Genomic DNA, 23,036 nt, shown 5'->3' on the forward strand with positions numbered 1-23,036 from the left:
GAAGAATCCCCGCCGAGCTCAGCCGGCGGGGATTTTCTTTGTTCAGCTCGGGCGGGTCAGCTCTGCGAAGGTGCGTCCCGGCGGGCGGGGCGAAGCTCACGAGGCAGGGAGAACACCAGCGTCTCGTTGGCCGTGGTCACCGGCTGGACCTCACCGAAACCGTGTTCGGCCAGCAGGTCGAGGACCCCGGTCACCAGGATCTCCGGCACCGACGCGCCCGAGGTGATGCCGATGGTCCGCACCCCGTCGAGCCAGGCCAGATCCACCTCACGCGCGTAGTCGACCAGATACGCCGCCTTCGCGCCGGCGCCGAGCGCCACCTCGACCAGTCGCACCGAGTTCGACGAATTGCGCGAACCGACCACGATCACCAGATCGCATTCGGGCGCCATCGCCTTGACCGCGGTCTGCCGGTTGGACGTGGCGTAGCAGATGTCGTCGCTGGGCGGGTCCTGCAGCGTCGGGAAACGTTCGCGCAGCCGCTCGACGGTCTCCATGGTCTCGTCGACCGAGAGCGTGGTCTGCGACAGCCAGATCACCTTCGACGGGTCGCGCACGGTCACCTTGTCCACCGAGTCGGGCCCGTCGACCAGCTGCACGTGCTCGGGCGCCTCACCCGCGGTGCCCTCGACTTCCTCATGGCCTTCGTGGCCGATCAGCAGGATGTCGAAGTCGTCGCGGGCGAACCGCTTGGCTTCCTGGTGCACCTTGGTGACCAGCGGACAGGTGGCGTCGATGGTGCGCAGGTTCCGTTCGGCGGCGGTCTCGTGCACGGTCGGCGCGACACCGTGCGCGGAGAACACCACCAGCGCGCCCTCGGGCACCTCGTCGGTCTCGTCGACGAAGATCACGCCCTGCTCACGTAGCGTTTCCACGACGTGGCGGTTGTGCACGATCTCCTTGCGCACATAGATCGGGGCGCCGTGTTTCTCGAGAGCCTTCTCCACGGTCTCGACGGCGCGGTCGACGCCTGCGCAGTAGCCGCGCGGCTCGGCCAGCAGCACGCGCTTGCCACCGGCAGCATTCGCGCCCGCGGAGCGCGTGATACCGACGTTCAAGGGGATTGCCGAGGTCATATCCCACAGCTTACGTGCGCGCGACAGGCCCGATCAGGTCGGATCAAGGGGCGAAAGTCACACAACAGGGGTGTGGACCTTTGCATCACACCCGGTTTGCGGCAGGCTGGAGTCATGTTTCGACCTCCGTTCCTGGCCAGGGTGGCCGCCGGCGCCGCCGTCTACGCCTTAGAAGAGACCCGGCGACTGCCCGTCGCCGCGGTCAATTTCCCGATCACCGCGCTCAGTCGCGTGCTGCAGACCACGATGCATCTGCAGCAGTTCGTCACCAGCCTCGCGCTCAAGGGTGACGGTGTGTTCGAGCGGCTGGGCTCGGCTCCGGCCGAGCAGCCCGCGTGGGCCACCTTCGACGAGGACCTCGAACCCGCGCCCGCCACCAACGGCCACACCAGCCGCTTCGACCTGTTCGAAGCGGCGGAGGCCCCGCAGACCAACGGCAAGGTCGTGCCCGCGTCCCTGCTGCTGCTCGAGACCGAGGACGAGGTCATCGAGCCCGCCGAGGAGCCCGCCGCGGAGGAGGTCGTCGCCCCCGAGGTCGCGATCCGCTACGACTACCCCGCGATGACGCTGGCCCAGCTGCGCGCCCGGCTGCGGATGCTCACCGTCGAGGAGCTGGCGCAGCTGCTGGCCTTCGAACAGCAGACCCGCGCCCGCGCCCCCTTCGTCACGATGCTCACCAACCGCATCGCCACGGTCCAGGCGCAGTGATATCGGCGGCTGGCGCCGCGTGGATTGCGGCCCTGTGGGCCTCGATTCTTCGCTCCTGCGTTCAGTCGCTTCGCTCCTTCTCTCCGTCAGTCCAGAATTGAGGCGGCCGCAATCCGCGCCTTCGGCGCACCGGGGTTGCGGCCGCTTTTTGGTTGTGTCGGTGGCCGCGCGTAGAACTGACCTATGACTCAGGACGGCGTCGCGCAGGCCGGCGCTCCGGCGAATTCGGCGGAGCAGCCGTATCCGGTGCGCTCGGTCGCGGTGAAGGTCGCCCAGTGGATCGAACGGCTCGGCAGTATCTGGGTGGAGGGGCAGGTCACCCAGATCAATCTGCGCCCCGGCACCCGCACCGCGTTCCTGGTGCTGCGCGATGCCTCGGTGGACATGTCGCTGTCGCTGACCTGCGACCCCGACCTGTTGCGCAGGCTGCCGGTGCCGCTCACCGAGGGCAGCCGCGTGGTCGTCTACGGCAAGCTGCACTTCTTCACCGGCCGGGGCACGGTCTCGTTGCGGGTCACCGAGATTCGCGCGGTCGGCATCGGTGAGCTCCTGGCGCGGATCGAGCGGTTGAAAGCCCTCTTGACGGCCGAGGGCCTGTTCGATGCCAGGCTCAAGCGGCCGCTACCGTTCCTGCCCGCGACGATCGGGCTGATCACCGGACGGGCGAGCGCGGCCGAACGCGATGTCCTGTCCGTGGCCCAGAACCGCTGGCCCGCAGTCCGATTCGTTATCCGCAATACTGCGGTGCAGGGTCCGACCGCAGTGCCGCAGATGCTCGAAGCGCTGACCGAACTCGACCGTGACCCCGAGGTCGAGGTGATCGTGCTGGCGCGCGGCGGTGGCAGCGTCGAAGATCTGCTCGCGTTCTCCGACGAAGCACTGTGCCGGGCGGTCGCCGCCGCGCGCACCCCGATCGTGAGCGCCATCGGCCACGAACCCGATAATCCCCTGCTCGACCTGGTCGCCGACCTGCGCGCGGCCACCCCCACCGACGCCGCCAAACGCATCGTCCCCGATGCCGCCGCCGAACTGGCCGGGGTCCGTGAGATGCGGGCGCGCTCGGCGGCCGCGTTGCGCGGCTGGGTCCAGCGCGAGGAACACACCATCACGCAGTTGCGATCGCGCCCGGTCCTCGCCGATCCCCTGCGCGAACTGAACCACCGTCACGACGAGCTGGAACGCTTGCGCACGGCCGCCAGACGCACTGTCGACCAGCTGCTGCGCAGCGAGTCGACGACCACCCTGCATCTGCGCGAGAAGCTGACCGCGGTGGGTCCGGCCGCCACCCTGGCCCGTGGTTACGCTGTCGTGCAGCGCGTCGCCGGTCCCGAACGGCATGTCGTGCGTTCGATCGATGACTCCCCCGCGGGCAGCCAGCTCCGCATCAGGGTCGCCGACGGAGCCGTCACCGCCGCGGCACTGGGCACCCAGCGACTGACGCCAGAGACCACCGACGAGAAGAGGACGTGACCGTGGCCGACGCCGGTTCCGAGAACACCGCTGCCGACACCTTGGCCGAGATCGCGGCCTTCGGCTACGAACGCGCCCGCGACGAGCTCATCAACGTGGTGAAGATGCTCGAACAGGGCGGCCTCGACCTGGACGACTCGCTGGTGCTGTGGGAGCGCGGCGAAGCCCTGGCCACCCGCTGCGAACAGCATCTCGCCGGTGCGCGCCGCCGGGTGGAAGACGCGCTGTCCCGGGCCGACCTCGACACCGCCGACTGAGTACGCGCACCGACATCGCGCCTTTACCGCCGCGAAACACCGGCCGGGCACGCTGATGCTCGGCCGATCCGCCGAAGGATCGCCCTCCGCGCGACGCACGGAGAGTTCGAACGACGGAGTACGGCCGATGTCACCCACCGATTCGCTGACGAGCCTGCGCGCCGACCTGGGTCCCATCACCTTCTCCACCGACACACGCAAGCTGCGCACCAAGAGCCGCGACCGGTTCGCGCAGAGTCCGGTCCTGCGAGACCTGTTGCGCGGGCGCAATGCCGAGATCTTCATCGCACCGCGCAGCAAGGACGAGCTGCGCACCGCGGTGGCCGCCTGCGCGCGTCATCGCATCCCGATCACCGTGCGCGGGGCCGGTTCCGGGCAGTTCGGTCAGGGTGTGCCGCTGCGCGGTGGCGCGGTGATCGATGTCACCGCCCTCGCCGGCGTCATCGGCTGGCACGGCGAACCGGGCAGGCGCCCGCCGACCACGGTGCGCGCGCTCGCGGGCACCGTCGTGGCCGATATCGACGCCGCGATCCGCCCGTCCGGGTGGGAGCTGCGGATGCATCCCTCGACGGCGCACCAGGCCACTGTCGGCGGCTACATCGCGGGTGGGCACGCGGGTATCGGCAGCTGTCGCTGGGGCATCCTGCGCGATACCGGCAACATCACCGCGCTGGAAGTGATGACGGTCGAGGAACACCCCCGGCTGATCGAGTTACGCGGGCGCGATGTGAACACCGTGCACCACGCGTACGGCGCCAACGGCATCATCACCGAGGTCGAACTGCCGCTCGCCCCGGCCTGGGAGTGGCACGAACTGGTCGTCTCGTTCCCCGATTTCGCGCAGGCGGCCCGCTTCTCGGTCGACATCTGCCGCAGCGACGGTGTGCTCACGAAAGTGGTTTCGCCCCATGCGCATCCGCTCCCGCAGTACTTTCCCGAACTCGCCGGCTTGATTCCCGACGGCGAGTCGATGGTGCTGCTGATGGCCGCCGTCCAGTCGGTGCCGAATGTGGAGGATCTGGTGCAGGACAACGGCGGCCGGATCCGGTACCGGTGCCTCGAGGGCAAGGGCAGCTACGGTTCGCCCCTCTACGAGTTCACCTGGGGCCATTCGATGCTGCGCTACCAGCGGCACAACAGCGAGCTCACCGGGCTGATGGCCCTGTTCCCGCAGCGGGATCTGTACGAGTCGATCGTCGGCATCCACCGTGAATTCGCGGAGTTGGGGCCGCTGCATGTGGAGATGAAGCGGATCGACGGCGGTCTGTCGTGTCAGGGCTCACCGGTCTTCGCCTACGAGAGCCAGGAGCACTTGGCGGCGACCACCGAGCGGTTGCAGCGGGCGGGGTTGTTCATCGCGAACTCGCACACACCCGTCCTCGGCGCGGGCGGCATGAAGCCGTGGGGCCCGAAAGAGGCTGCCGCCAAACGCGCATTCGATCCCTACGGCCTCCTGGCCCAGGGCAAGTCCGACGACGCCGAGGACTCCATCGCCACCTCGACCGCGCTGCCCAACAGCGGCTGGTCCTACCGGCTCAGCTGAGGCTACTTCTTCGCCAGCGGTTGGGCTGCCGTGATCGCCGTCGCGAGGGTGGTGAAGGCGGCCTCGTTGCCCGCACCGGTGATCAGGATCCGTACGCCGCCGAGGTCGGCGATCCAGCCGGTTTCCTCGGTCGGTTCGGAGTAGACGACCCATTTCTGCCCGGCCACTTCCTGCGTTCCGGTCGGATAGCGGGAGCCGAGCTCCTGGCGCGACAACGCCTCCTCGGAGGCATCGGTCTGCGAATACCGCATGTAGGTGCCCTGTGGAGTGATGTAGCCGACCGTGCTCACGGCACCGCCACCCGTGGTGGCGATGGTGTCGCGGCTGCCCGAGTTCGACACCCAGCCCTGCGGCAACGCCGGCTTGCGGATCGGGAACGACAGGGTCTTCGCGTCGGAGCTCAGCGCGGCGTCGGCATCGAAATGCGGGATCTGACCCTGCGTCGGGCCGTTCGTCGCCACCGTGCACTGGCTCGCCACCCCGGCCAATACCACCGCGGCCAGCACCAACGGGATCAACGACCAGAACAGATCGCGGTAGTCGTTGAAGATGCGGTGCTTGGTCTGTGCCACGGCTACCAGTATCCACTCGACCCCTGACCAGGCCGCCCAGGGGTCATCGCAGGAGGTCGTGCACGAGCGTGCCGTTTCGAAATGCGACAATGCCCCCGTATCACCAACGCCAAGGAGGCACTCCGCAATGACGCCCACCTCGCCCGTCCCCAGCCGCCGCGAGGCACCCGATCGCAACCTCGCACTGGAGCTGGTCCGCGTCACCGAGGCAGGCGCGATGGCGAGTGGCCGTTGGGTCGGCCGTGGCGACAAGGAAGGTGGCGACGGCGCGGCCGTCGACGCCATGCGTCAGCTCGTCAGCTCGGTGTCCATGAAGGGCATCGTCGTCATCGGCGAGGGCGAGAAGGACGAAGCGCCGATGCTCTACAACGGTGAGCTCGTCGGCGACGGCACCGGCCCCGAGGTCGACTTCGCCGTCGACCCGGTCGACGGCACCACCCTGATGTCGAAGGGTTCCCCCGGCGCCATCTCGGTGCTCGCGGTCGCCGAGCGCGGCGCCATGTTCGACCCGTCCGCGGTGTTCTACATGCACAAGATCGCCGTCGGCCCCGATGCCGCCGGCTCGATCGACATCACCGCCCCGATCGGCGAGAACATCCGCCGCGTGGCCAAGGCCAAGCGGCTGTCGGTGTCCGACCTGACCGTCTGCATCCTGGACCGTCCCCGCCACGAGGACACCATCCAGCAGGCACGCGACGCGGGCGCCCGCATCCGCCTCATCTCCGACGGTGACGTCGCCGGCGCCATCGCCGCCGCGCGTCCCGAGTCCGGCGTCGACATCCTGGTCGGTATCGGTGGCACCCCCGAGGGCATCATCGCCGCCGCCGCGCTGCGCTGTCTCGGCGGCGAGCTGCAGGGCATGCTCGCGCCGAAGGACGACGAAGAGCGTCAGAAGGCGATCGACGCGGGCCACGATCTGGACCGGGTGCTCTCGACCACCGACCTGGTCTCCGGCGACAACGTGTTCTTCTGCGCCACCGGCGTCACCGACGGCGACCTGCTGCGCGGTGTGCGCTACTACGGCGGCGGCGCGTCGACCCAGTCGATCGTGATGCGGTCCAAGTCGGGCACCGTCCGCATGATCGACGCCTACCACCGCCTGACGAAGCTGCGCGAGTACTCCTCGGTCGACTTCGACGGCGACGACAGCGCGAACCCGCCGCTACCGTGATCCGGGGCTGGGCGTCCCTATAGTCGAACTATGGCAGCGCCCAGCACCGCCCTGGTCCTCGGCAACGGCGGAATCGCCGGTATCGGCTGGCAGATCGGCATGATCGCCGGGCTGGCCGAGGCCGGGGTGGACCTGCGGTCGGCCGATCTGGTGATCGGCACCTCCGCGGGCGCGGTCGTCGGGGCGCAAATTCGCAGCACGCTGTCGACCGACGAGCTCTACAAGCGGCAGCTGGGGCGGCTCAACGCCGAGATCCCGAACCGGCTCTCGGTCAAGCAGCTGGCCAAGTGGGCGTTCGTCGCGGGCACCGCGCCCAGCGAGACCAGCGCGGCACGCCGGGTCGCGAACGCTTCCCGCGGCAGGTCGACGATCGACCCCGTGCTGCGGCTGGCGGCGGTGTCCTCGCGCCTGCCCGAGAAGGCGTGGCCGACACAGCCGCTGTGGATCACCGCGGTCGACGCCGATACCGGCGTGTTGAAGGTCTTCGACCGCGACAGCGACGTCTCACTCGCCGAGGCGGTCAACGCCAGTTGCGCGATCCCGTTCGCCTGGCCGGAGGCGTCGTGTCACGGGCACCACTACCTCGACGGCGGGGTCCGCTCCCCGCTGAATCTGGATCTGGCGAAGGGCTACGACCGGATCGTCGGCCTCGCGTCCAATATTCTCACCCCGCGCCGCAGCGGGAAGATCTCCGCCCAGCTCGCCTACCTCGGCTCGGCCAGGGTCACGGTGATCCATCCGGATCAAGCAGCGCGCAAGGCCATCGGCCCCAACGAGCTCGACCCGCAGCGCGTACACGGCGCCGCACTGGCCGGTCACACCCAAGCCAGGGACTTCGCCGACGAGGTGTGCGCGGTCTGGCCCACCGACTGAGTCCGGCGAGTATTCCTGCCGCGGATGTGGGATTTCGCGCTGGTGTGTGGCCACCATTCGCGGTGTTCTCGTCCTAGGGTCGAACTATGGCTGACGACGACGCGCAGTACCGGATCGAGCACGACACCATGGGAGAGGTTCGCGTCCCTGTCGACGCGCTGTGGCGGGCGCAGACACAGCGGGCCGTCGAGAACTTCCCGATCAGCGGGCGGGGACTCGAGCGCGCCCAGATCCGGGCGCTCGGCCTGCTGAAAGCCGCGTGCGCGCAGGTCAACAAGGATCTGGGCCTGCTCGATCCGGTGAAGGCCGATGCGATCATCGCCGCGGCGGGCGAGATCGCGAACGGTGAGCACGACGACCAGTTCCCGATCGACGTGTTCCAGACCGGTTCGGGCACCAGCTCGAACATGAACGCCAACGAGGTGATCGCCTCGATCGCCGCCCGTAACGGGGTGAGCGTGCACCCCAACGACGACGTGAACATGTCGCAGTCCTCCAACGACACCTTCCCCACCGCGACACACCTGGCCGCCACCGAGGCCGTGATCACCGAACTCGTTCCCGCGCTGGACCATCTGCGCCTGGCTCTGCTCGACAAGTCGCAGCAGTGGCGCACCGTGGTGAAGTCGGGCCGCACCCATCTGATGGACGCGGTGCCGGTGACGCTCGGCCAGGAATTCGGCGGCTACACCCGGCAGATCGCCGCGGGTATCGAACGCGCGATGTCCGTGCTTCCCCGCCTCGGCGAGTTGCCGATCGGCGGCACCGCGGTGGGCACCGGTCTCAACGCGCCCGCAGGATTCGGCGCGAAGGTCGTCGCGGAACTGGTACGTACCACGGGAATCGACGCGCTGCGCGAAGCGCATGATCATTTCGAGGCCCAGGCCGCGCGGGACGGACTCGTCGAGGCCTCCGGTGCGCTGCGCACCATCGCGGTCAGCCTGACCAAGATCGCCAACGACATCCGCTGGATGGGTTCGGGCCCGCTGACCGGGCTCGGCGAATTGCAGCTGCCGGACCTGCAGCCGGGTAGCTCGATCATGCCAGGAAAGGTGAATCCCGTTCTGCCCGAGGCGGTGACGCAGGTGGCGGTGCAGGTGGTCGGCAACGACGCGGCGATCGCGTTCGGCGGGGCGAGCGGAGCGTTCGAGCTCAATGTCTACATTCCCGTGATGGCTCGCAACCTGCTCGAGTCGATTCGCCTGCTGGCCAACGTTTCTCGCTTGTTCGCCGACAAGTGTGTGAGCGGGCTCGTCGCCGACGAGGAGCACCTGCGGACCCTCGCCGAATCGTCACCGTCGATCGTCACCCCGCTCAACTCGGCCATCGGCTACGAGGAAGCGGCCGCGGTCGCCAAACAGGCACTGCGCGAGAAGAAGACGATCCGCCAGACCGTCATCGACCGCGGGCTCGTCCCGGACAAGCTCTCGCTCGAAGAGCTCGATCGCAAGCTCGACGTGCTGGCGATGGCCGACGTCGACCGCTGAAACGCCGAACGGCCGTCACCTCGCAGGAGGTGACGGCCGTTCGCTGTGCACGATCAGGCCAGGTGCGCGAGTTCCGCGCGAGTCTTTTCGCCTTCGTCGCTGAAGTCTGTGCGGGAGAAGATGTTCCAGCGCTGCAGCAGCGGCTTGAACACCAGCTCGCCCTCCTTCGCGGGGTCGTAGATGCCCGCCTCTGCGAGCGCCTCGTCACTGGATCCGCCACCGGGCAGATCCACGTGCGGCACCCGGAAGTCGGCGACCCGATCGGCGATCGCGCGCACTGCCTGATCGGGAACCAGGTCGAGGGCGGCGGCGACGAGCACGGCGAAGAACTCGGCCTGCAGTTCGTCGTCGGCGGCCAGCTTCTCGGCCATCGCGGTGACGATCGGGTTCTCGCCGATCGCGGCGGTGTTGCGATGACGGATCGCGGCGGCGGCCTCTTCGAACGCGCAGGTGGCCAGCACGTCGATCAGGTGCATCGGGGGGCGGTTGAAACCGTCGGTCATGTGCTGCATGCGGGCCCGCTCGAGCGCGACCGGGTCCACCGCACGCGTGAGCATGAGGTAGTTGCGGATCATGATCTCGTGGCGGTTCTCCTCCGCCGTCCACCGGCCGACCCAGCGCCACCAGGGGCCGGTGCGCAGGTGCTTGCCGAGCTCACGGTGGTAGGAGGGCAGATTGTCGGCGACCAGGACGCTCACGGTCAGCGCGAGCCGGGCGGTATCGCTGAGCTCGGACTGTTCCGGGGTCCAGTCCTCGCCACCGAGGAAGGCGAAGTTGCGCCCGTCCGACCACGGCACCTGCTCGTGCGGCTGCCAGCCCTCGGCCACCTCGATATGGCGACGCAGGTTGATTTCCACCTCGTCCGCGAGCGAATCCAGCAGCTCGCGGTCGGTCAAAGTTTTCTGCACCCCGACAACTTAGTACCTCGTGCGCAAGCGCGGGGACCTACGGGGTGAACCGGGTCCCCGCGCCGGGCGGAGCGCGACGCTGACGTGGGGCCCGACTACTTCGGGGTCACCGTGGTCTCGCCGTTGACCCAGGTGATGGTGCCACCGGTGAAGTCGCTCTGCTTGCCTCCGGGGATGTCCTTCTCGTCGCTGGTCGGGTAGCCCAACGTGCCGTTGGCGCCGCCGTTCTCCTCCCAGGCCTCGCGGATGTCACCCCACACGATGTGGGCGCCGGTATTCTTGCTCCAGTAGATGGTGCCGCCGGTGAAGTCCTGGTACTCGCCGCCGTCGGGGCCGGATTCCTGGGCTTCTTCCGGTGCGCCGAGCGGGCTGCTCGCGCCGCCGGCCGCCATGTACTTCTTGTACACCTCGCCGGCGATGACGATGTCACCGTTCGGGGTGGAGACGGTGGTCGATTCGCCTGCCGCTCCACTGGTGGTGGCCGCGCCGGACGTTGTCTCGGAACCGGAGGTGGTTTCCGAACCGGGGGTGGTGGTCATCCCGCCCATCCCGGGCTCGGTGGTGGCGCTGCCACCAGGGGCTCCGATCGCGGAGGTCACCGAGGCGACGGCGTCGTTCGCCTTGTCCTTGTCGTCATCGCTGCAGCCGGCAGCGAGCAGCAGACCCGCCGCGGCCAGGACCGCGGCGCTCCCGGCAGCAGTACGTCGAGCGAAGTGGTTCATATCCATCCTCTCGCGAGTGGCCCCCCGGGGGTGCCCCCGGAATGGAGCCTGGCCGACATCCGCAACGGCCCGGCGGAACAGTGTTCGCCGAGCCGTTGCTGGATTGGTGTCGGAGCGGATATTACCCACTGTTTGCGGTAATCAAACGGATTCCGGCCGCGACGCGGCCCGATTGCCGACGATTACGCGTTCGGTCCGTACTCCTCGAGCATCTCGGTGACCAGCGCCGCGATCGGCGAGCGCTCGCTGCGGGTGAGCGTGATGTGCGCGAAAAGCGGGTGCCCCTTGAGCTTTTCGATCACCGCGGCCACACCGTCGTGCCTGCCGACCCGCAGATTGTCGCGCTGGGCGACATCGTGGGTGAGCACCACCCGAGAACCCGTGCCGAGGCGGCTCAGCACCGTCAGCAGCACATTGCGCTCGAGCGACTGCGCCTCGTCGACGATCACGAACGAATCGTGCAGCGACCGCCCTCGAATGTGGGTCAGCGGCAGCACTTCGAGCATGTCGCGACTGAGCACCTCCTCGAGCACCTCGCGGCTGGCCAGCCCGTCGAGCGTGTCGAAGACGGCCTGTGCCCACGGGCCCATCTTCTCGCTCTCCGAACCTGGCAGATAGCCCAGTTCCTGCCCGCCCACCGCGTACAGCGGCCGGAACACGACCACCTTGCGCTGGGTGCGCCGCTCGAGCACCGCCTCGAGTCCGGCGGTCAGCGCCAAGGCCGACTTGCCGGTACCGGCGCGCCCACCCATCGACACGATCCCGATGCTCTCGTCGAGCAGCAGATCCAGGGCGATGCGCTGTTCGGCCGAACGCCCGTGCAGCCCGAAGGCCTCCCGCTCTTTGACCAGCTGGATCCGCTTGTCGGCGGTAACCCGGCCCAGTGCGCTCGAGCTGCTGCCCAGCAACCGAACACCGGTGTGGCACGGCAACTCTCGCGCATCGTCGAGGTCGATCACCGAATCGGTGTAGAGCTGGTCGATCTGCGCGCCCACGACGTCGAGTTCCACCATCCCGCTCCAGCCGGAGGTCACCACGTCCTGCGCGTGGTATTCGTCGGCCGACAAGCCGACCGCGCTCGCCTTGACGCGCAGCGGGATGTCCTTCGACACCAGCACCACGTCCTCGCCCTCGGCCGAGAAGTTCAGCGCGCAGGCCAGGATGCGGGAATCGTTGGTGTCGGAACGGAATCCGGCGGGTAGCACCGACGAATCGGTGTGGTTGAGCTCTACCTGCAGGGTGCCGCCGTCGGTGCCGATGGGCAGTGCCTGGTCGAGCCTGCCGTGCTGCACACGCAGGTCGTCGAGCATGCGCAGCGCTTCGCGGGCGAACCAGCCGAGCTCGTGGTGGTGCCGTTTCGCCTCCAACTCACTGATCACGACCAGGGGCAGGACCACACTGTGTTCCCCGAACCGGGTGACGGCCCAGGGATCCGACAGGAGTACAGAGGTGTCTACGACGAAAGTCTTGCGACCGGAACGTGAGGGGCGAGCCCCTTTCTTCGAGGCCGAATTGCTCGAGGCCGAGGCCGAGGCCGTGTGCTTCGCGGAAGCGGAAACGGAGCGTGCAGCAGTCACGGTGGGCTCCTTATGTGTTCGCACGGCACCCGTGCGAACGATCTCGCTGGACCGGTCCGTCCTTGTGGGCGTTGACGCTGAGTCAACCGCCCCGAGGGCCAGGTGCCGGCCCTCTCGCACTGAATAGCTCAGTCACGGTCAGGACCTCCCGTACGAATCACACCGACGCGACTCGCATCACCGACGCTACCGCCGAATTCGTAGCCGCGCTGCTGGACCGGCACACGTGTCCGTGAATTTGTCGTTAACCGGCACTGTCGCGACGGATCCGGCACGTGTGCGCCACCGAGGGCTAGAGTCGATGACATGGCCGAAGACCAGGATCTGGAGAAGCTGTCGTCGAAGGAACTGCACGATCGCGCGGTGAAGACGGCCGTGCGCCACGGCGACGTGAAGTTCCTGTGGGAACTGCTGAAGTCGATTCCGGCGGCCCAGGCCGAGGCGGGCGACCTCGGCGAGAGCTCGGCCGACATCAAGTACGTGCTGCCGATGCTCGACGACTACTTCCACGCGGGCGACGGCAAACTGGCCGATGTGCTGCGCCCCACCTACCTGGAGTACCTGCGCAAGCACGGATAGCTCAGCGGCCGGTGATCGCCTTCACCACGCCGACAACGGCGCCGCGCAGGACGTTGCCCTTGCTGAAGTGGTCGTCCCACAGCACGATTCGGCCGTCGCGCAGTTCGAAGGTGCCGCTCACCCAGAAGCCGATGCGCACCGGGCCCACGTGCAGGTAGTCGGTGCGGTCGGTGAGCACGATGTCGCCGTCGGCGGCGATGTGGTGGATCTCCGCGGAGAACCCGAGCTTCGGTCGATCCAAGCCGCGCAACAACGCGGCGACCCGGTTCTTGCCGCGCACGGTCGGCAGCGAGGCGTTCTTCCAGACGATCGCGGGATCGAGCAGATCCAGCGCCTCGTCGACCGCGCTGAGCTCGAGTGCGTTGAAGAACTCGCGAACGATGGTGACAGCGGGCTCCGGCAGTTCCGGCTGGTCGGTCATGCGATGAGCCTAGGGTGCCGATCGCGCTCGGGCCAGGGGTCAGCTCAGTTTCGCTGATCGATCAGGACGGCGAGACCGTCGAGGATGCGTTCGACACCGAAACGCAGGGCGTCGTTGGCTCCGCCCTTGCCCGCCGGCGCGGCGGCTTCCTCGGCGAAGGCGGCCCGCACCTCGGGGTAGCGACCAGAGGCCGCGGTCATCATCTCGGCGAACTGCTCGGTGAACTGCACTTCGCCGTCCCCGCTCATCGACGAGACCTGCTGGGCCAGGCTGCGGGCGTGGCCGTTGAGCAGGACGATCGTGTCCAGCCGCTCCGAGCCGGAGAGCCCGGTGCCCGCCAGTGCGGTGAGGGCGGCCTCGGTCCAGCCCATCTCGTTCGGGCCGAGGGGCCGCACGCCGAGGGTGAGCTCGATCGACCACGGGTGCGCGCGGTAGCGAGCGAAGAGCGCTTCGACCCAATCGCGGAGGCCGGTTCGCCAGTTCTGCTGCGCGCCCGCGGCCTTCGGCGGTTCACCTATCGCCGCGTCGAGCATCAGCGCGGTGAGCTGCTCCTTGCCCGGCACATATCGGTACAGCGACATCTTGGTGAAGCCGAGGCGTTGCGCCAGTCGCTGCATCGACAGCGCGGACAGCCCTTCGGCATCGACGAGCGCGATGGCCTCGGCGACGATCCCGTCGAGAGTGAGGGCGGGTTTGGGCCCGCGCTTGGGGCGCTGCGTGGTCCCCCACAACAGCTCGACCGTGGTCGGCGGCGGCATCTGCCCATCCTCTCGAGAATCGTCTTGACGTGAAACTGTGTCTACCATACTCTTATCTGCATCCACCGGATACAGATTCCATCGGACACAGATTTTCAGGAGTTGCGTCATGCGTACTGTCCTCATCTCCGGCGCCAGCGTCGCCGGCCCCGCCCTCGCCTACTGGCTGCACCGCTACGGCTTCGCCGTCACCGTCGTCGAACGTGCCCCCGCGCTGCGGGCGGGCGGTCAGGCGGTGGATTTCAAGGGCAAGACCCACCTGACCGTGCTCGAGCGGATGGGCATCCTCGACGAGGTCCGGGCCCGGCGTACCGGTACCACCGACCTGGTCTTCGTCGACGACAACGGGCGCGAGCTCGGCGTGATGTCGGGCGAGTTCACCGGCGGCGACCTGGAGATCCTGCGCGGCGACCTGGCCGAGGTCATGTACGACAAGACCGCCGACACCGTCGAGTACCTCTTCGGCGACACCGTCACCGACCTGCGCGACACCGGCGACGGTGTGGCCGTGCGGTTCGAGCACAACCCGCCCCGCACCTTCGACCTCGTCCTCGGCGCCGACGGCATCCATTCGCGGGTGCGGAGATTGGCGTTCGGCCCCGAAGCCGACTACGTGGCCCACCTCGGCTACTACTACTGCGTCGCCGGTGCGAGCCGCTGGAGCGACGCGGCCACGCCCCGTGACAAAGCGGCAGGCGCCGCCCACAACACCCCGGGCAAACTCGCCATCGACGGCGGCCCGAAGGCCCAGCAGATGTACATGTTCGCCGCCGGTGAACTCGACTACCCTCGCAACGATGTCGACGCCCAGCGCCGCATCATCACCGAAACCTTCGCCGACATGGCGTGGCAGGCCCCCCGCATGCTCACCGACCTGGCCGAATTCGACGACATCTACCTCGACTCGATCAGCCAGGTCCGGATGAACGGCACCTACACCCGCGGCCGCGTCGCCCTCATCGGCGACGCCGCCTACGGAAACACCCTGGCGGGCTTCGGCACCGGCCTTGCCGTCGTCGGCGCCTACGTCCTCGCGGGCGAACTGGCCTCCGCCGCAGGTGATCACGTCACCGCCTTCGCCAACTACGACCGGATCATGAAGCGCTACGCCAAAATCGCGGGCAACAGCAACGCGGGCCCCTTCCTCGCGCCCAAGACCGCCCTGGGCATCAAGGCCCGTAACTGGTTCCTCGGCTCCCGCTTCTTCACCCTCATGATGAAATACGGCGACAAGGCCGCCAACGACATCGATCTGATCGACTACCCGCAGCTGGTCGGGTGTAGCGCTTGACTTGGAGTGCACTCCAAGTCATAGGGTCGGCGACATGAGCATTCGACTCGGCTATCAGATGCCCAACTTCAGCAACACGTCCTCGGTGCGTGAGCTGTTTCCCGCGGTGATCGCGCAGGCCAGGGAGGCGGAGGGCGCGGGGTTCGACGCCGCTTTCGTGATGGATCACTTCTATCAGCTGCCGTTGATCGGCGAGCCCGAGGAGCCGATGCTGGAGGCCTACTCGGCGCTGTCGGGTCTGGCTACCGCGACCGAGCGAATTCAGTTGTCGGCCTTGGTCACCGGCAATACCTATCGCAATCCCGCCCTGCTGGCCAAGACCGTCACCACGCTCGACGTGGTGAGCGGTGGCCGCGCGGTGCTCGGCATCGGGGCGGGGTGGTTCGAGCTGGAGCATCAGCAGTACGGGTTCGAATTCGGCACCTTCACCGAGCGGTTCGAGCGGCTCGACGAGGCATTGCGGATCATCACGCCGATGCTGCGCGGGCAGCGCTCCACTTTCGACGGAAAGTGGTACCACACCGAGAACGCGATGAACGAGCCACGTATCCGCGACGACCTGCCGATTCTGCTCGGCGGTGGCGGCGAGAAGAAGACCTTCGGCATGGCAGCCCGCTTCGCCGATCACCTCAACATCATCTGCAATGCCTCCGAGCTGCCCCGCAAACTCGACGCCCTGCACCAGCGGTGTGAGGAGGCGGGCCGCGACCCCGCCACCCTCGAAACCAGCTTCCTCGCGCTGACCATCGTCGACGAAGACGGTGACCGTGCCCGAAAGACCCAGGCCGACATGATGTCGCGCCTCGGCGTCGACCTGTCCACCCTGACCGAGGCCGAACGCCGGGCCACCGTCGCCGACCGCCAATTCGCCGGCACCCCGGACGAAGTCGCCGAACAGATCCAGGCCCGCGTCCTCGACCACGGCATCGACGGCGTCATCATCAACCTGATCGCCAACGGCCACGAACCCGGCGTCATCGACCGGATCGGCCGCACCCTGAGCCCGCTGGTGCACTGAGCGAGCTCACCACGACGCGAAGTGGTCTTCTCCTCGCTGACGGTTCTGCTGGCGGCGACGGAAGAAGACTTCTTCCGGGGTGACGGTGGTGAGGGCGTCGGTGATCCGGCTCAGGCGGGTGTCGTAGCGGTTTTCGTGGATGTGGCGTTCGATGCCCGCTTGCCATTCGGGGGAAAGGCGCGACCAGATCGCGGCGACTCGGGACTGGGCGGCGGGTTCGGATTCGGCGAGTAGTTGCAGCAGAGCGGGCCAGTAGGTGGCGTCGGTGGCGTGCGCGGGCAGGGCGGCTACCGAGGTTTCGTCGAGTTCGGCGAGGGTGGCGGCGATGTGGCGGCGGGCCGGTTCGCTCAGGCGGGCGGACAGGGCGAACAGCCCGCGCCACGGGTCGGCTTCGTCCTTGCCGTCCAGCGAGCGGACCAGCGCGCCGAGTACGTCGGTGTTCGCGAATTGCGGGTTCGTCGACAAGGCCCACAGGGCAACAGGATCGAGTCTGCCGATCACGGTGAGCAGCGCGGGCGAGGCGTTCCGGTTGACCGCGGTGAGCAGGAATCGGCCGACCTCGTGTGCGGTGCCGCGGCCGAAGAAGATGTCGCCGAGGGTGCCCGCGATATCGGGGTCGACCTTGCAGAACAGGGCGAGCATCGCGTGATGCAGGGTGGGTGGGCCTGCCAGGACGGTGTGGAGCATGCCCGGCACCCGCTGGCGTGGGCCCGCCAGCAACTGCCGAACGATCCGGCTCAGCGTGTGCGCCGGGTACGCGTAGGCGGCGGTGAAGACCAAGCCCGCGTCATCGAGGACGGTCTGCTCCAATGCCGCGATCAGCGGCTCGTTCACCACCGAAAGGAACCGCGCGGCGGTCACGTAGTCGCGACGCCGCAACAGCTCGTTGATGATGAGGGTGATCGGCTCCGGCCTGCCGTATCGCATCAGCTGTTCGAAGACATTCGGGTCCAGGTACGGCGCTCCGTCGGCCGCGTAGACGGCATCGACCGCGCACAGCGCCTGCGCGCACTTGCGCGGATGTTTGACGCCGACCGCGCCGAGGAATCGGGCGGCGAGCACCGGCGGCACCACCCGCTCGAAGAGCGCGACGCCCACACCCACCGGAAAGATCGGCACGAGCGGGCTGACCCGGCGGAAGGTGTCCGCGTGCTCGGCGTGTAGTGCGCGCAGGATCTGCTGCTGAATCGCCGACAGGTGCACCGCGCCGAGACGGGCCAGCGGTGCGAGGCGCTGCGGCGGCACTTTCAGCGTGCGCGCGAGTACCACGAGCTGTGTCTGAGCTTCGAGTTCGGTTTCGATCATCAGCTGCCGAAGAGGATCTTGCGCGAGACCTTACGCAGCGGAGCGGGCATCGCGGTGAGCGCGGCGTCGATCGCCCGGCGCAGCGCCCGCACCTCGTTGGCCCGCGCGGCGCGGAACAGTTCGATCAGCTCCCTGGCCTCGGCCTCGGAGAGCAACTCGAACGCGTGCACCTCCCCGCCGACCTCACGCGCCAGCGCACGTCGATATTCCATACGGACTGACCATGCCCTATTCCATTAGGCCCGTATGCGATTCACCGGAACTTTGTGTGTTCCGACAACACGATGGCCCCTGTCTGCATGGAGCTGACAGGGGCCATCGGGCGAAAGTTTCCGGCTCAGCCGAGCAGGCGCCAGTCCTCGAGACCCTGGTAGAGCGGGACGCTCTGGGCCAGGCGCGACACCCGGCCGCGCAGGGTGTCGACGTCGGAGGTGCCCGCCAGGGCGGCGGCGATGATGTCGGCTACCTCGGTGAACTCGGTGTCGCCGAAACCGCGGGTGGCCAGGGCCGCCGTGCCGATGCGCAAGCCCGAGGTGACCATCGGGGGGCGAGGGTCGAACGGGACGGCGTTGCGGTTGACGGTGATGCCGACCTCGTGGAGGACGTCTTCGGCCTGCTGACCGTCGAGTTCGGAGTTGCGCAGGTCGACCAGGACCAGGTGCACGTCGGTGCCGCCGGTCAGGACCGAAACACCCTTGTCCTTCACGTCGGCGCCGGTCAGACGCTCGGCGAGGATGCGCGCGCCGGACAGGGTGCGGACCTGACGGTCGGCGAACTCCTCGGTGGCGGCGATCTTGAACGCGGCGGCCTTGGCGGCGATCACGTGCATGAGCGGGCCGCCCTGCTGACCGGGGAACACCGCGGAGTTGAGCTTCTTGGCGAATTCCTGCTTGGCCAGGATCAGGCCGGAGCGGGGGCCGCCGAGGGTCTTGTGCACGGTGGAGGACACCACGTCGGCGTACGGCACGGGCGAGGGGTGCAGACCGGCGGCGACCAGGCCGGCGAAGTGCGCCATGTCGACCCACAGGTAGGCGCCGACCTCGTCGGCGATCTCCCGGAAGCGGGCGAAGTCCTGGTGGCGAGGGTAGGCCGACCAGCCGGCGACGATCACCTTCGGCTTGGCCTTCAGTGCGATGTCACGCACCTCGTCCATGTCGATCCGGTGGTCTTCCTTCGACACACCGTAGGAGTGGACGTCGTAGAGCTTGCCCGAGAAGTTCAGGCGCATGCCGTGGGTGAGGTGACCGCCGTGCGCGAGGTCGAGACCCAACAGGGTCTCGCCCGGGTTCATCAGCGCCATCAGCACCGCGGCGTTGGCCTGCGCGCCCGAGTGGGGCTGCACGTTGGCGAATTCGGCGCCGAAGAGCTCCTTGGCCCGGTCGCGAGCCAGGGTCTCCACCACGTCGACGGCCTCGCAACCGCCGTAGTAGCGGCGGCCCGGGTACCCCTCGGCGTACTTGTTCGTGAGGACGGAGCCCTGCGCCTGCAGGACCGCGCGCGGCACGAAGTTCTCCGAAGCGATCATCTCGAGGGTGTCGCGTTCGCGGGCGAGCTCGCCCGCCATCGCGGCGGCCAACTCGGGATCGAGCTCACCGAGAGACTGGGTATTCACCGAAGCGGTCGTCTGCGTCACGCCGTCGAGTCTATTGCCGACCGTGTGCGCGCCGAGCACGGGGATACCGCAACACCGTCCCGGCCGCTACCGGAGAGACCGGGGTCACAGCCCGTCTGACCAGGTTCGATAGTCGTCGAACAGGCGAACTCGCTGTTCAACCCCGGCGGGTGCGCCGTCAGCCGGTAGCGACACTCATCCGCCGGATCGCCCCCGGCGTCAGCGGCTCGTCGAGCAGACGCCCGAACCGCTCGACCCGATCCTGGGCACCGGCCGCACCGTCGAGCCACCCACCGAGCAAGCGGTAACCCTCGACATAGGTGCTGATGTAGGCCCGCCACAGCGGCGAGGACAGAAATCGCAGCGACTGCCGCGCCCGTTCCGGCGTCGCCAGAATCCACCGTTGCAGGAACAGCGCCACCTCGTCTTCGCTGCGATGCTGGTCGTGCAGCAGCAGCGCGGCGTCCTGACGCACGTTCAGCAGTTTCGCCGACGCGGTCGAGAAGCGTTCGGCCCGTTCACCGTCGAAACGAAGGCCGAGGTCGGCGTAGATCTCCTGCGCCCAGACGCCCCAGCCGGGTCCGACGATCGACCGAAGGGCCAGGTCGGCGAGGCCCTCGGCCATCAGGCACTGCGGGGTGTTGACCAGGAACAGCGTCTGCTCGTCCTCGCCCGCCGCGACCAGTCCGGCCTCCTTGCGGCAGTGCTCGGTGTGATGACCGGGGTAGGCCTCGTGCGCGATGAGCGCGGGGAGGTTGCCCATGTGCTGTTTGAGGTCGGAGTTGATCGCGACCGTCGAGGCGAAATCGCCCAGGTAGTAGTTGAAGCCGGACCACGGCTTGTCGCCGACCACCTCGTAGGTGACGTGCTCGTTGTCGGGCAGCGGATAGCGTTCGCGTACCCGCTCCCGCAGCGCACTCGAGAACGCTTCGACACAGGTAGCGAGCTTTTCCGGCGGGATCTCGTCACCGCGGCGGTAGGCGGCGGCGCGTTCGGCCAGCGGTCCGTCGCCGCCGAGCACCTCGTCCATCTGCCGGTGCGCCTCGCGATAGTCGTCGGGGTCGCCCGGTGCGATGTCGACGTCGAAGTAGGCGCGGACCTCGTCGACGAAGCCGATCTGCTCACCGGCGAACTTGCGGGCCGAGCACTCCATCGCCACCAGGTGGGCATCGAGGAATTCGGTGCGCTGAGCCGAGAGCCCGGCATCGGGCAGGGCGGCGCGCAGATCGACGGCACGGCGGGCCAGCTCCGAGGGCACCGGGACGGGCGCGTTCTCGATATCGCGGCGCAATTGCGGATCGCCGGTGTAGGCGTCGACGAACCCCTCTTCGAGGCGATCGAAAGCCAAACCAAGGCGCAGGTATTCGGTGACAAGTGGATGTGACCCCATCCGCCCGACATTACGTGGTCGATCGGAAAATGGCGTCTTACCTCGGTGTTGTCGCTGGTTACCGACCGGTAGCCAAACCCCCTGTTGCGCGCGGGCAGCGAGCACGGAGCACAATCTCGCTATGCGGTCAGAGTTATCCCGGATCTCACCAGACGGGCAGCCAAGCTGTGCGGATGCGCCCGGACGGAGGGTCGGGTAGGTGGCACGGATGAGTGAACCGAGCCCCTATGTGGAGTTCGATCGAAGCCAGTGGCGCACACTGCGCAAGTCGACTCCCCTGGTACTGACCGAGGACGAGCTGACCGGCCTGCGCGGTCTCGGCGAGCAGATCGACCTCGACGAAGTCGCCGAGGTCTACCTGCCGCTGGCCCGGTTGATCCATCTACAGGTCGCGGCCCGGCAGCGGCTGTTCGCCGCCACCGCCACCTTCCTCGGCGAGAAACATCCCGACAAGCAGGTGCCGTTCGTGATCGGTGTCGCGGGCAGTGTCGCGGTCGGCAAGTCGACCACCGCGCGCGTGCTCCAGGCGCTGCTGGCGCGCTGGGATCACCACCCCCGGGTCGACCTGGTGACCACCGATGGATTCCTTTATCCCACAGCCGAACTCATTCGTCGCGGCATCATGCACCGCAAGGGGTTCCCGGAAAGCTACGACCGGCGCAAGCTGCTGCGATTCGTCACCGAGGTGAAGTCGGGCGCCGAAGAGGTGTGCGCGCCGGTGTATTCGCACAAGTCCTACGACATCGTGCCCGACGAGAAGCACTGTGTGCGCCAGCCCGACATTCTCATCGTCGAGGGCCTGAACGTGCTGCAGACCGGTCCGCGACTGATGGTGTCGGACCTGTTCGACTTCTCCATCTATGTCGACGCCCGCATCGAGGACATCGAGAACTGGTACGTGCAGCGCTTTCTCGCGTTGCGCAAGACCGGCTTCGCCGACCCCGACGCGCACTTCCACCACTACGCGGCCTTCGACGACGAACAGGCCACCGCGGCCGCGCGCGATATCTGGCACTCGACCAACCGGCCCAACCTGGTGGAGAACATCCTGCCGACGCGCCCCCGCGCAACCCTGGTGTTGCGCAAGGACTCCGACCACACGATCAACAGGTTGCGGCTGCGCAAGCTCTGATCCGCCCGCGCCCCGACATCGCTCAGCCGGTGGCCGTCGGCGCACCGAGCGAGACGACCTGCTTCGCCAATTCCTCACGGGCATCGCCCTTGTGGACGACCAACACCCCGTGCGGTGTGCCGCGCGCGTCGGTGGGCTCACCGGCGACCACCTCGATCACCGACTCCTGCGTGTGCGGGAGCATGTCGACCACCGGGTACTCCCCGACCGGCGCCCACCCCTGCGCCGCCGACTGCAACCGGTCGACCATGCTGGGCGCGCCCAGGACATCGGCCCACTTGCGGGTGGCGATCGTGATCGAGCCGTCGGCGGTCCAGCGCGGGCTGTAGGCCGCCGAGCACTCACCCGGCAGCGTCGGCAGGGCCCGGACGCCGTTGGTGGCGGCGTCGATGGTCGCCACATTGCCACTGCCGCAGGTCGCGCTGCGCGCCGTCGCCCCGGCCAGCACGAAGGTGTGCCCATCGGGGCCGGCCGCGGCCGAGAGTCCGGCGTCGATGCCGGGCACGCGACCCAGCGGCAGGATGACATCGGCGCCGATGGCGTAGAGGTGGCTCTTCTCCCACCACAGGCCGCGCGATTCGACGCGGGCCAGCAGCACGAATTCGTCGGTGGCCGCTACCAGCTTGGCCCCGTCCCACGCGCCACCGGTCAGCGGGCTCGGCGAATCCGGCAGGACGATCTCCCGTTCGGCCGCGGCGGGTTCGGCACCGGCCAGGTCCATGCTCATGATCTCGCCCGGCTCCCGCCACCAGCCGACCACCGACCCACGCAGTGCCACCGCGTCGGTGCAGTCACACGGTATGCGCGTCACCGACCGGTCCCGCACCCCCAACGCGACCAGCGTCTTGCTGCTGGTCTCCACCGCGAAGGCGTATCGCCCGTCCCTGGTGAACATCACCGCGGCCGACGAATAGCCGAAACTGCCCGGTGCCCGCACGGTTTCGGCGCCGCGCACCACCGCCAGCTCGGCGTCGGTGCGATAGGCGAACACCGCACCCTTCGCGGCCTGCTCCTCGGCGGGCGTCAGTCGCGGCGGCGCGGGCTGGTCGACCCCACCGCAGCCCGCGACGACCGCCACGGCACCGCACACGGCGCCGAGCACCACGATCCGCGCCCGCCACCCGCTCGCCTTCGTCGCAATTCCCACAGCTCACACCCCTGCAATG

General features: G+C 68.2%; 23 protein-coding genes. 11 read left to right on the top strand and 12 right to left on the bottom strand.

The features are described 5' to 3' along the window. Nucleotides 1-56: 56 nt before the first annotated feature. Complete coding sequence (locus tag ACWF99_RS17495; protein WP_452536780.1) at nt 57-1,076, bottom strand: 4-hydroxy-3-methylbut-2-enyl diphosphate reductase; 1,020 nt, start codon at nt 1,074-1,076, stop codon at nt 57-59. Nucleotides 1,077-1,190: 114 nt separating this feature from the next. Between ACWF99_RS17495 and ACWF99_RS17500 the strand changes: the two genes are divergently transcribed. From ACWF99_RS17500 to ACWF99_RS17515, 4 genes are all read left to right on the top strand, one after another. After that, nucleotides 1,191-1,784, top strand: a complete 594-nt coding sequence (locus tag ACWF99_RS17500; protein WP_378638119.1) for a lipid droplet-associated protein — start codon at nt 1,191-1,193, stop codon at nt 1,782-1,784. Between the two features lie 183 nt (nt 1,785-1,967). Beyond that, entirely contained in the window at nt 1,968-3,254 is a 1,287-nt protein-coding gene (gene xseA, locus ACWF99_RS17505; RefSeq protein ID WP_378638117.1) for an exodeoxyribonuclease VII large subunit, read from the top strand. Next, on the top strand, nt 3,251-3,511 hold the full coding sequence (locus ACWF99_RS17510) for an exodeoxyribonuclease VII small subunit (protein ID WP_378638114.1): 261 nt from the start codon (nt 3,251-3,253) through the stop codon (nt 3,509-3,511). Before xseA ends, ACWF99_RS17510 begins: the two co-directional genes overlap by 4 nt. Nucleotides 3,512-3,638: 127 nt before the next feature. Beyond that, nucleotides 3,639-5,054, top strand: coding sequence for an FAD-binding oxidoreductase (locus tag ACWF99_RS17515; protein WP_452536783.1), 1,416 nt, complete (start codon nt 3,639-3,641; stop codon nt 5,052-5,054). 2 nt (nt 5,055-5,056) lie between these two features. Here ACWF99_RS17515 and ACWF99_RS17520 read toward each other — a convergent pair whose 3' ends face one another. Next, the gene (locus ACWF99_RS17520; RefSeq protein WP_378636336.1) at nt 5,057-5,626 is read right to left on the bottom strand and encodes a DUF4245 domain-containing protein; all 570 of its coding nucleotides are present in this window, start codon (nt 5,624-5,626) and stop codon (nt 5,057-5,059) included. Between the two features lie 127 nt (nt 5,627-5,753). Between ACWF99_RS17520 and glpX the strand changes: the two genes are divergently transcribed. The 3 genes from glpX (at nt 5,754) to ACWF99_RS17535 (ending at nt 9,157) form a co-directional block, all read left to right on the top strand. Further along, nucleotides 5,754-6,797: a class II fructose-bisphosphatase gene (gene glpX / locus ACWF99_RS17525; protein ID WP_378636334.1), complete on the top strand. Its 1,044-nt coding sequence runs from the start codon at nt 5,754-5,756 to the stop codon at nt 6,795-6,797. Between the two features lie 30 nt (nt 6,798-6,827). Continuing rightward, a complete protein-coding gene (locus tag ACWF99_RS17530) occupies nt 6,828-7,670 on the top strand; it encodes a patatin-like phospholipase family protein (RefSeq protein ID WP_452536785.1) in 843 nt (280 codons plus the stop codon). An 86-nt stretch (nt 7,671-7,756) separates the two neighbouring features. Next, complete coding sequence (locus tag ACWF99_RS17535; protein ID WP_378636329.1) at nt 7,757-9,157, top strand: class II fumarate hydratase; 1,401 nt, start codon at nt 7,757-7,759, stop codon at nt 9,155-9,157. A 53-nt stretch (nt 9,158-9,210) separates the two neighbouring features. Here the strand turns inward: ACWF99_RS17535 and ACWF99_RS17540 are convergent, their stop codons facing one another. From ACWF99_RS17540 to ACWF99_RS17550, 3 genes are all read right to left on the bottom strand, one after another. Further along, nucleotides 9,211-10,065 (bottom strand): acyl-ACP desaturase, encoded by an 855-nt coding sequence (locus ACWF99_RS17540; protein WP_452536787.1) that lies wholly within the window; start codon nt 10,063-10,065, stop codon nt 9,211-9,213. A gap of 95 nt (nt 10,066-10,160) precedes the next feature. Continuing rightward, a complete protein-coding gene (locus ACWF99_RS17545; protein WP_378660774.1) occupies nt 10,161-10,787 on the bottom strand; it encodes an LGFP repeat-containing protein in 627 nt (208 codons plus the stop codon). Between the two features lie 182 nt (nt 10,788-10,969). Continuing rightward, on the bottom strand, nt 10,970-12,364 hold the full coding sequence (locus ACWF99_RS17550) for a PhoH family protein (RefSeq protein WP_378636321.1): 1,395 nt from the start codon (nt 12,362-12,364) through the stop codon (nt 10,970-10,972). 306 nt (nt 12,365-12,670) lie between these two features. Between ACWF99_RS17550 and ACWF99_RS17555 the strand changes: the two genes are divergently transcribed. After that, a complete protein-coding gene (locus ACWF99_RS17555) occupies nt 12,671-12,943 on the top strand; it encodes a hypothetical protein (RefSeq protein WP_378636318.1) in 273 nt (90 codons plus the stop codon). Nucleotide 12,944: 1 nt separating this feature from the next. Here ACWF99_RS17555 and ACWF99_RS17560 read toward each other — a convergent pair whose 3' ends face one another. After that, on the bottom strand, nt 12,945-13,364 hold the full coding sequence (locus tag ACWF99_RS17560; protein WP_378636316.1) for a limonene-1,2-epoxide hydrolase family protein: 420 nt from the start codon (nt 13,362-13,364) through the stop codon (nt 12,945-12,947). 44 nt (nt 13,365-13,408) lie between these two features. After that, complete coding sequence (locus ACWF99_RS17565; protein ID WP_452536790.1) at nt 13,409-14,122, bottom strand: TetR/AcrR family transcriptional regulator; 714 nt, start codon at nt 14,120-14,122, stop codon at nt 13,409-13,411. A gap of 109 nt (nt 14,123-14,231) precedes the next feature. On the opposite strand from ACWF99_RS17565, the gene ACWF99_RS17570 reads away from it, so the two are divergent. Together ACWF99_RS17570 and ACWF99_RS17575 are read left to right on the top strand one after the other, a co-directional pair. Further along, nucleotides 14,232-15,413 carry an FAD-dependent monooxygenase gene (locus tag ACWF99_RS17570; RefSeq protein WP_452536792.1) on the top strand — a complete coding sequence of 394 codons (1,182 nt, stop codon included), beginning with the start codon at nt 14,232-14,234 and terminating at the stop codon, nt 15,411-15,413. 34 nt (nt 15,414-15,447) lie between these two features. After that, complete coding sequence (locus ACWF99_RS17575; protein WP_452536794.1) at nt 15,448-16,431, top strand: LLM class F420-dependent oxidoreductase; 984 nt, start codon at nt 15,448-15,450, stop codon at nt 16,429-16,431. 6 nt (nt 16,432-16,437) lie between these two features. Here ACWF99_RS17575 and ACWF99_RS17580 read toward each other — a convergent pair whose 3' ends face one another. From ACWF99_RS17580 to ACWF99_RS17595, 4 genes are all read right to left on the bottom strand, one after another. Continuing rightward, on the bottom strand, nt 16,438-17,736 hold the full coding sequence (locus tag ACWF99_RS17580; protein ID WP_378636306.1) for a hypothetical protein: 1,299 nt from the start codon (nt 17,734-17,736) through the stop codon (nt 16,438-16,440). Next, on the bottom strand, nt 17,736-17,948 hold the full coding sequence (locus ACWF99_RS17585; RefSeq protein ID WP_378636305.1) for a hypothetical protein: 213 nt from the start codon (nt 17,946-17,948) through the stop codon (nt 17,736-17,738). The genes ACWF99_RS17580 and ACWF99_RS17585 overlap by 1 nt, the downstream gene beginning before the upstream one ends. A 125-nt stretch (nt 17,949-18,073) precedes the next feature. Continuing rightward, on the bottom strand, nt 18,074-19,369 hold the full coding sequence (gene glyA / locus ACWF99_RS17590) for a serine hydroxymethyltransferase (RefSeq protein ID WP_101468461.1): 1,296 nt from the start codon (nt 19,367-19,369) through the stop codon (nt 18,074-18,076). A 157-nt stretch (nt 19,370-19,526) separates the two neighbouring features. Then, a complete protein-coding gene (locus ACWF99_RS17595) occupies nt 19,527-20,738 on the bottom strand; it encodes a DUF885 domain-containing protein (protein WP_452536797.1) in 1,212 nt (403 codons plus the stop codon). Between the two features lie 199 nt (nt 20,739-20,937). Here ACWF99_RS17595 and coaA point away from each other — a divergent pair, with 199 nt between their 5' ends. After that, a complete protein-coding gene (gene coaA / locus ACWF99_RS17600) occupies nt 20,938-21,870 on the top strand; it encodes a type I pantothenate kinase (RefSeq protein ID WP_101465876.1) in 933 nt (310 codons plus the stop codon). Nucleotides 21,871-21,892: 22 nt separating this feature from the next. Here the strand turns inward: coaA and ACWF99_RS17605 are convergent, their stop codons facing one another. Further along, nucleotides 21,893-23,017, bottom strand: coding sequence for a hypothetical protein (locus ACWF99_RS17605; RefSeq protein WP_378636298.1), 1,125 nt, complete (start codon nt 23,015-23,017; stop codon nt 21,893-21,895). Nucleotides 23,018-23,036 lie beyond the last annotated feature (19 nt).

It is taken from the genome of Nocardia sp. NPDC055002 (assembly GCF_053608825.1).

Excerpts from the sequence above, each read along its gene's own strand:
- ACWF99_RS17495 (WP_452536780.1), bottom strand. The coding sequence starts at position 1,076 with ATGACCTCGGCAATCCCCTTGAACGTCGGTATCACGCGCTCCGCGGGC.
- ACWF99_RS17500 (WP_378638119.1), top strand. The coding sequence starts at position 1,191 with ATGTTTCGACCTCCGTTCCTGGCCAGGGTGGCCGCCGGCGCCGCCGTC.
- xseA (WP_378638117.1), top strand. The coding sequence starts at position 1,968 with ATGACTCAGGACGGCGTCGCGCAGGCCGGCGCTCCGGCGAATTCGGCG.
- ACWF99_RS17515 (WP_452536783.1), top strand. The coding sequence starts at position 3,639 with ATGTCACCCACCGATTCGCTGACGAGCCTGCGCGCCGACCTGGGTCCC.
- glpX (WP_378636334.1), top strand. The coding sequence starts at position 5,754 with ATGACGCCCACCTCGCCCGTCCCCAGCCGCCGCGAGGCACCCGATCGC.
- ACWF99_RS17530 (WP_452536785.1), top strand. The coding sequence starts at position 6,828 with ATGGCAGCGCCCAGCACCGCCCTGGTCCTCGGCAACGGCGGAATCGCC.
- ACWF99_RS17535 (WP_378636329.1), top strand. The coding sequence starts at position 7,757 with ATGGCTGACGACGACGCGCAGTACCGGATCGAGCACGACACCATGGGA.
- ACWF99_RS17545 (WP_378660774.1), bottom strand. The coding sequence starts at position 10,787 with ATGAACCACTTCGCTCGACGTACTGCTGCCGGGAGCGCCGCGGTCCTG.
- ACWF99_RS17555 (WP_378636318.1), top strand. The coding sequence starts at position 12,671 with ATGGCCGAAGACCAGGATCTGGAGAAGCTGTCGTCGAAGGAACTGCAC.
- ACWF99_RS17560 (WP_378636316.1), bottom strand. The coding sequence starts at position 13,364 with ATGACCGACCAGCCGGAACTGCCGGAGCCCGCTGTCACCATCGTTCGC.
- ACWF99_RS17565 (WP_452536790.1), bottom strand. The coding sequence starts at position 14,122 with ATGCCGCCGCCGACCACGGTCGAGCTGTTGTGGGGGACCACGCAGCGC.
- ACWF99_RS17570 (WP_452536792.1), top strand. The coding sequence starts at position 14,232 with ATGCGTACTGTCCTCATCTCCGGCGCCAGCGTCGCCGGCCCCGCCCTC.
- ACWF99_RS17575 (WP_452536794.1), top strand. The coding sequence starts at position 15,448 with ATGAGCATTCGACTCGGCTATCAGATGCCCAACTTCAGCAACACGTCC.
- ACWF99_RS17580 (WP_378636306.1), bottom strand. The coding sequence starts at position 17,736 with ATGATCGAAACCGAACTCGAAGCTCAGACACAGCTCGTGGTACTCGCG.
- ACWF99_RS17585 (WP_378636305.1), bottom strand. The coding sequence starts at position 17,948 with ATGGAATATCGACGTGCGCTGGCGCGTGAGGTCGGCGGGGAGGTGCAC.
- ACWF99_RS17595 (WP_452536797.1), bottom strand. The coding sequence starts at position 20,738 with ATGGGGTCACATCCACTTGTCACCGAATACCTGCGCCTTGGTTTGGCT.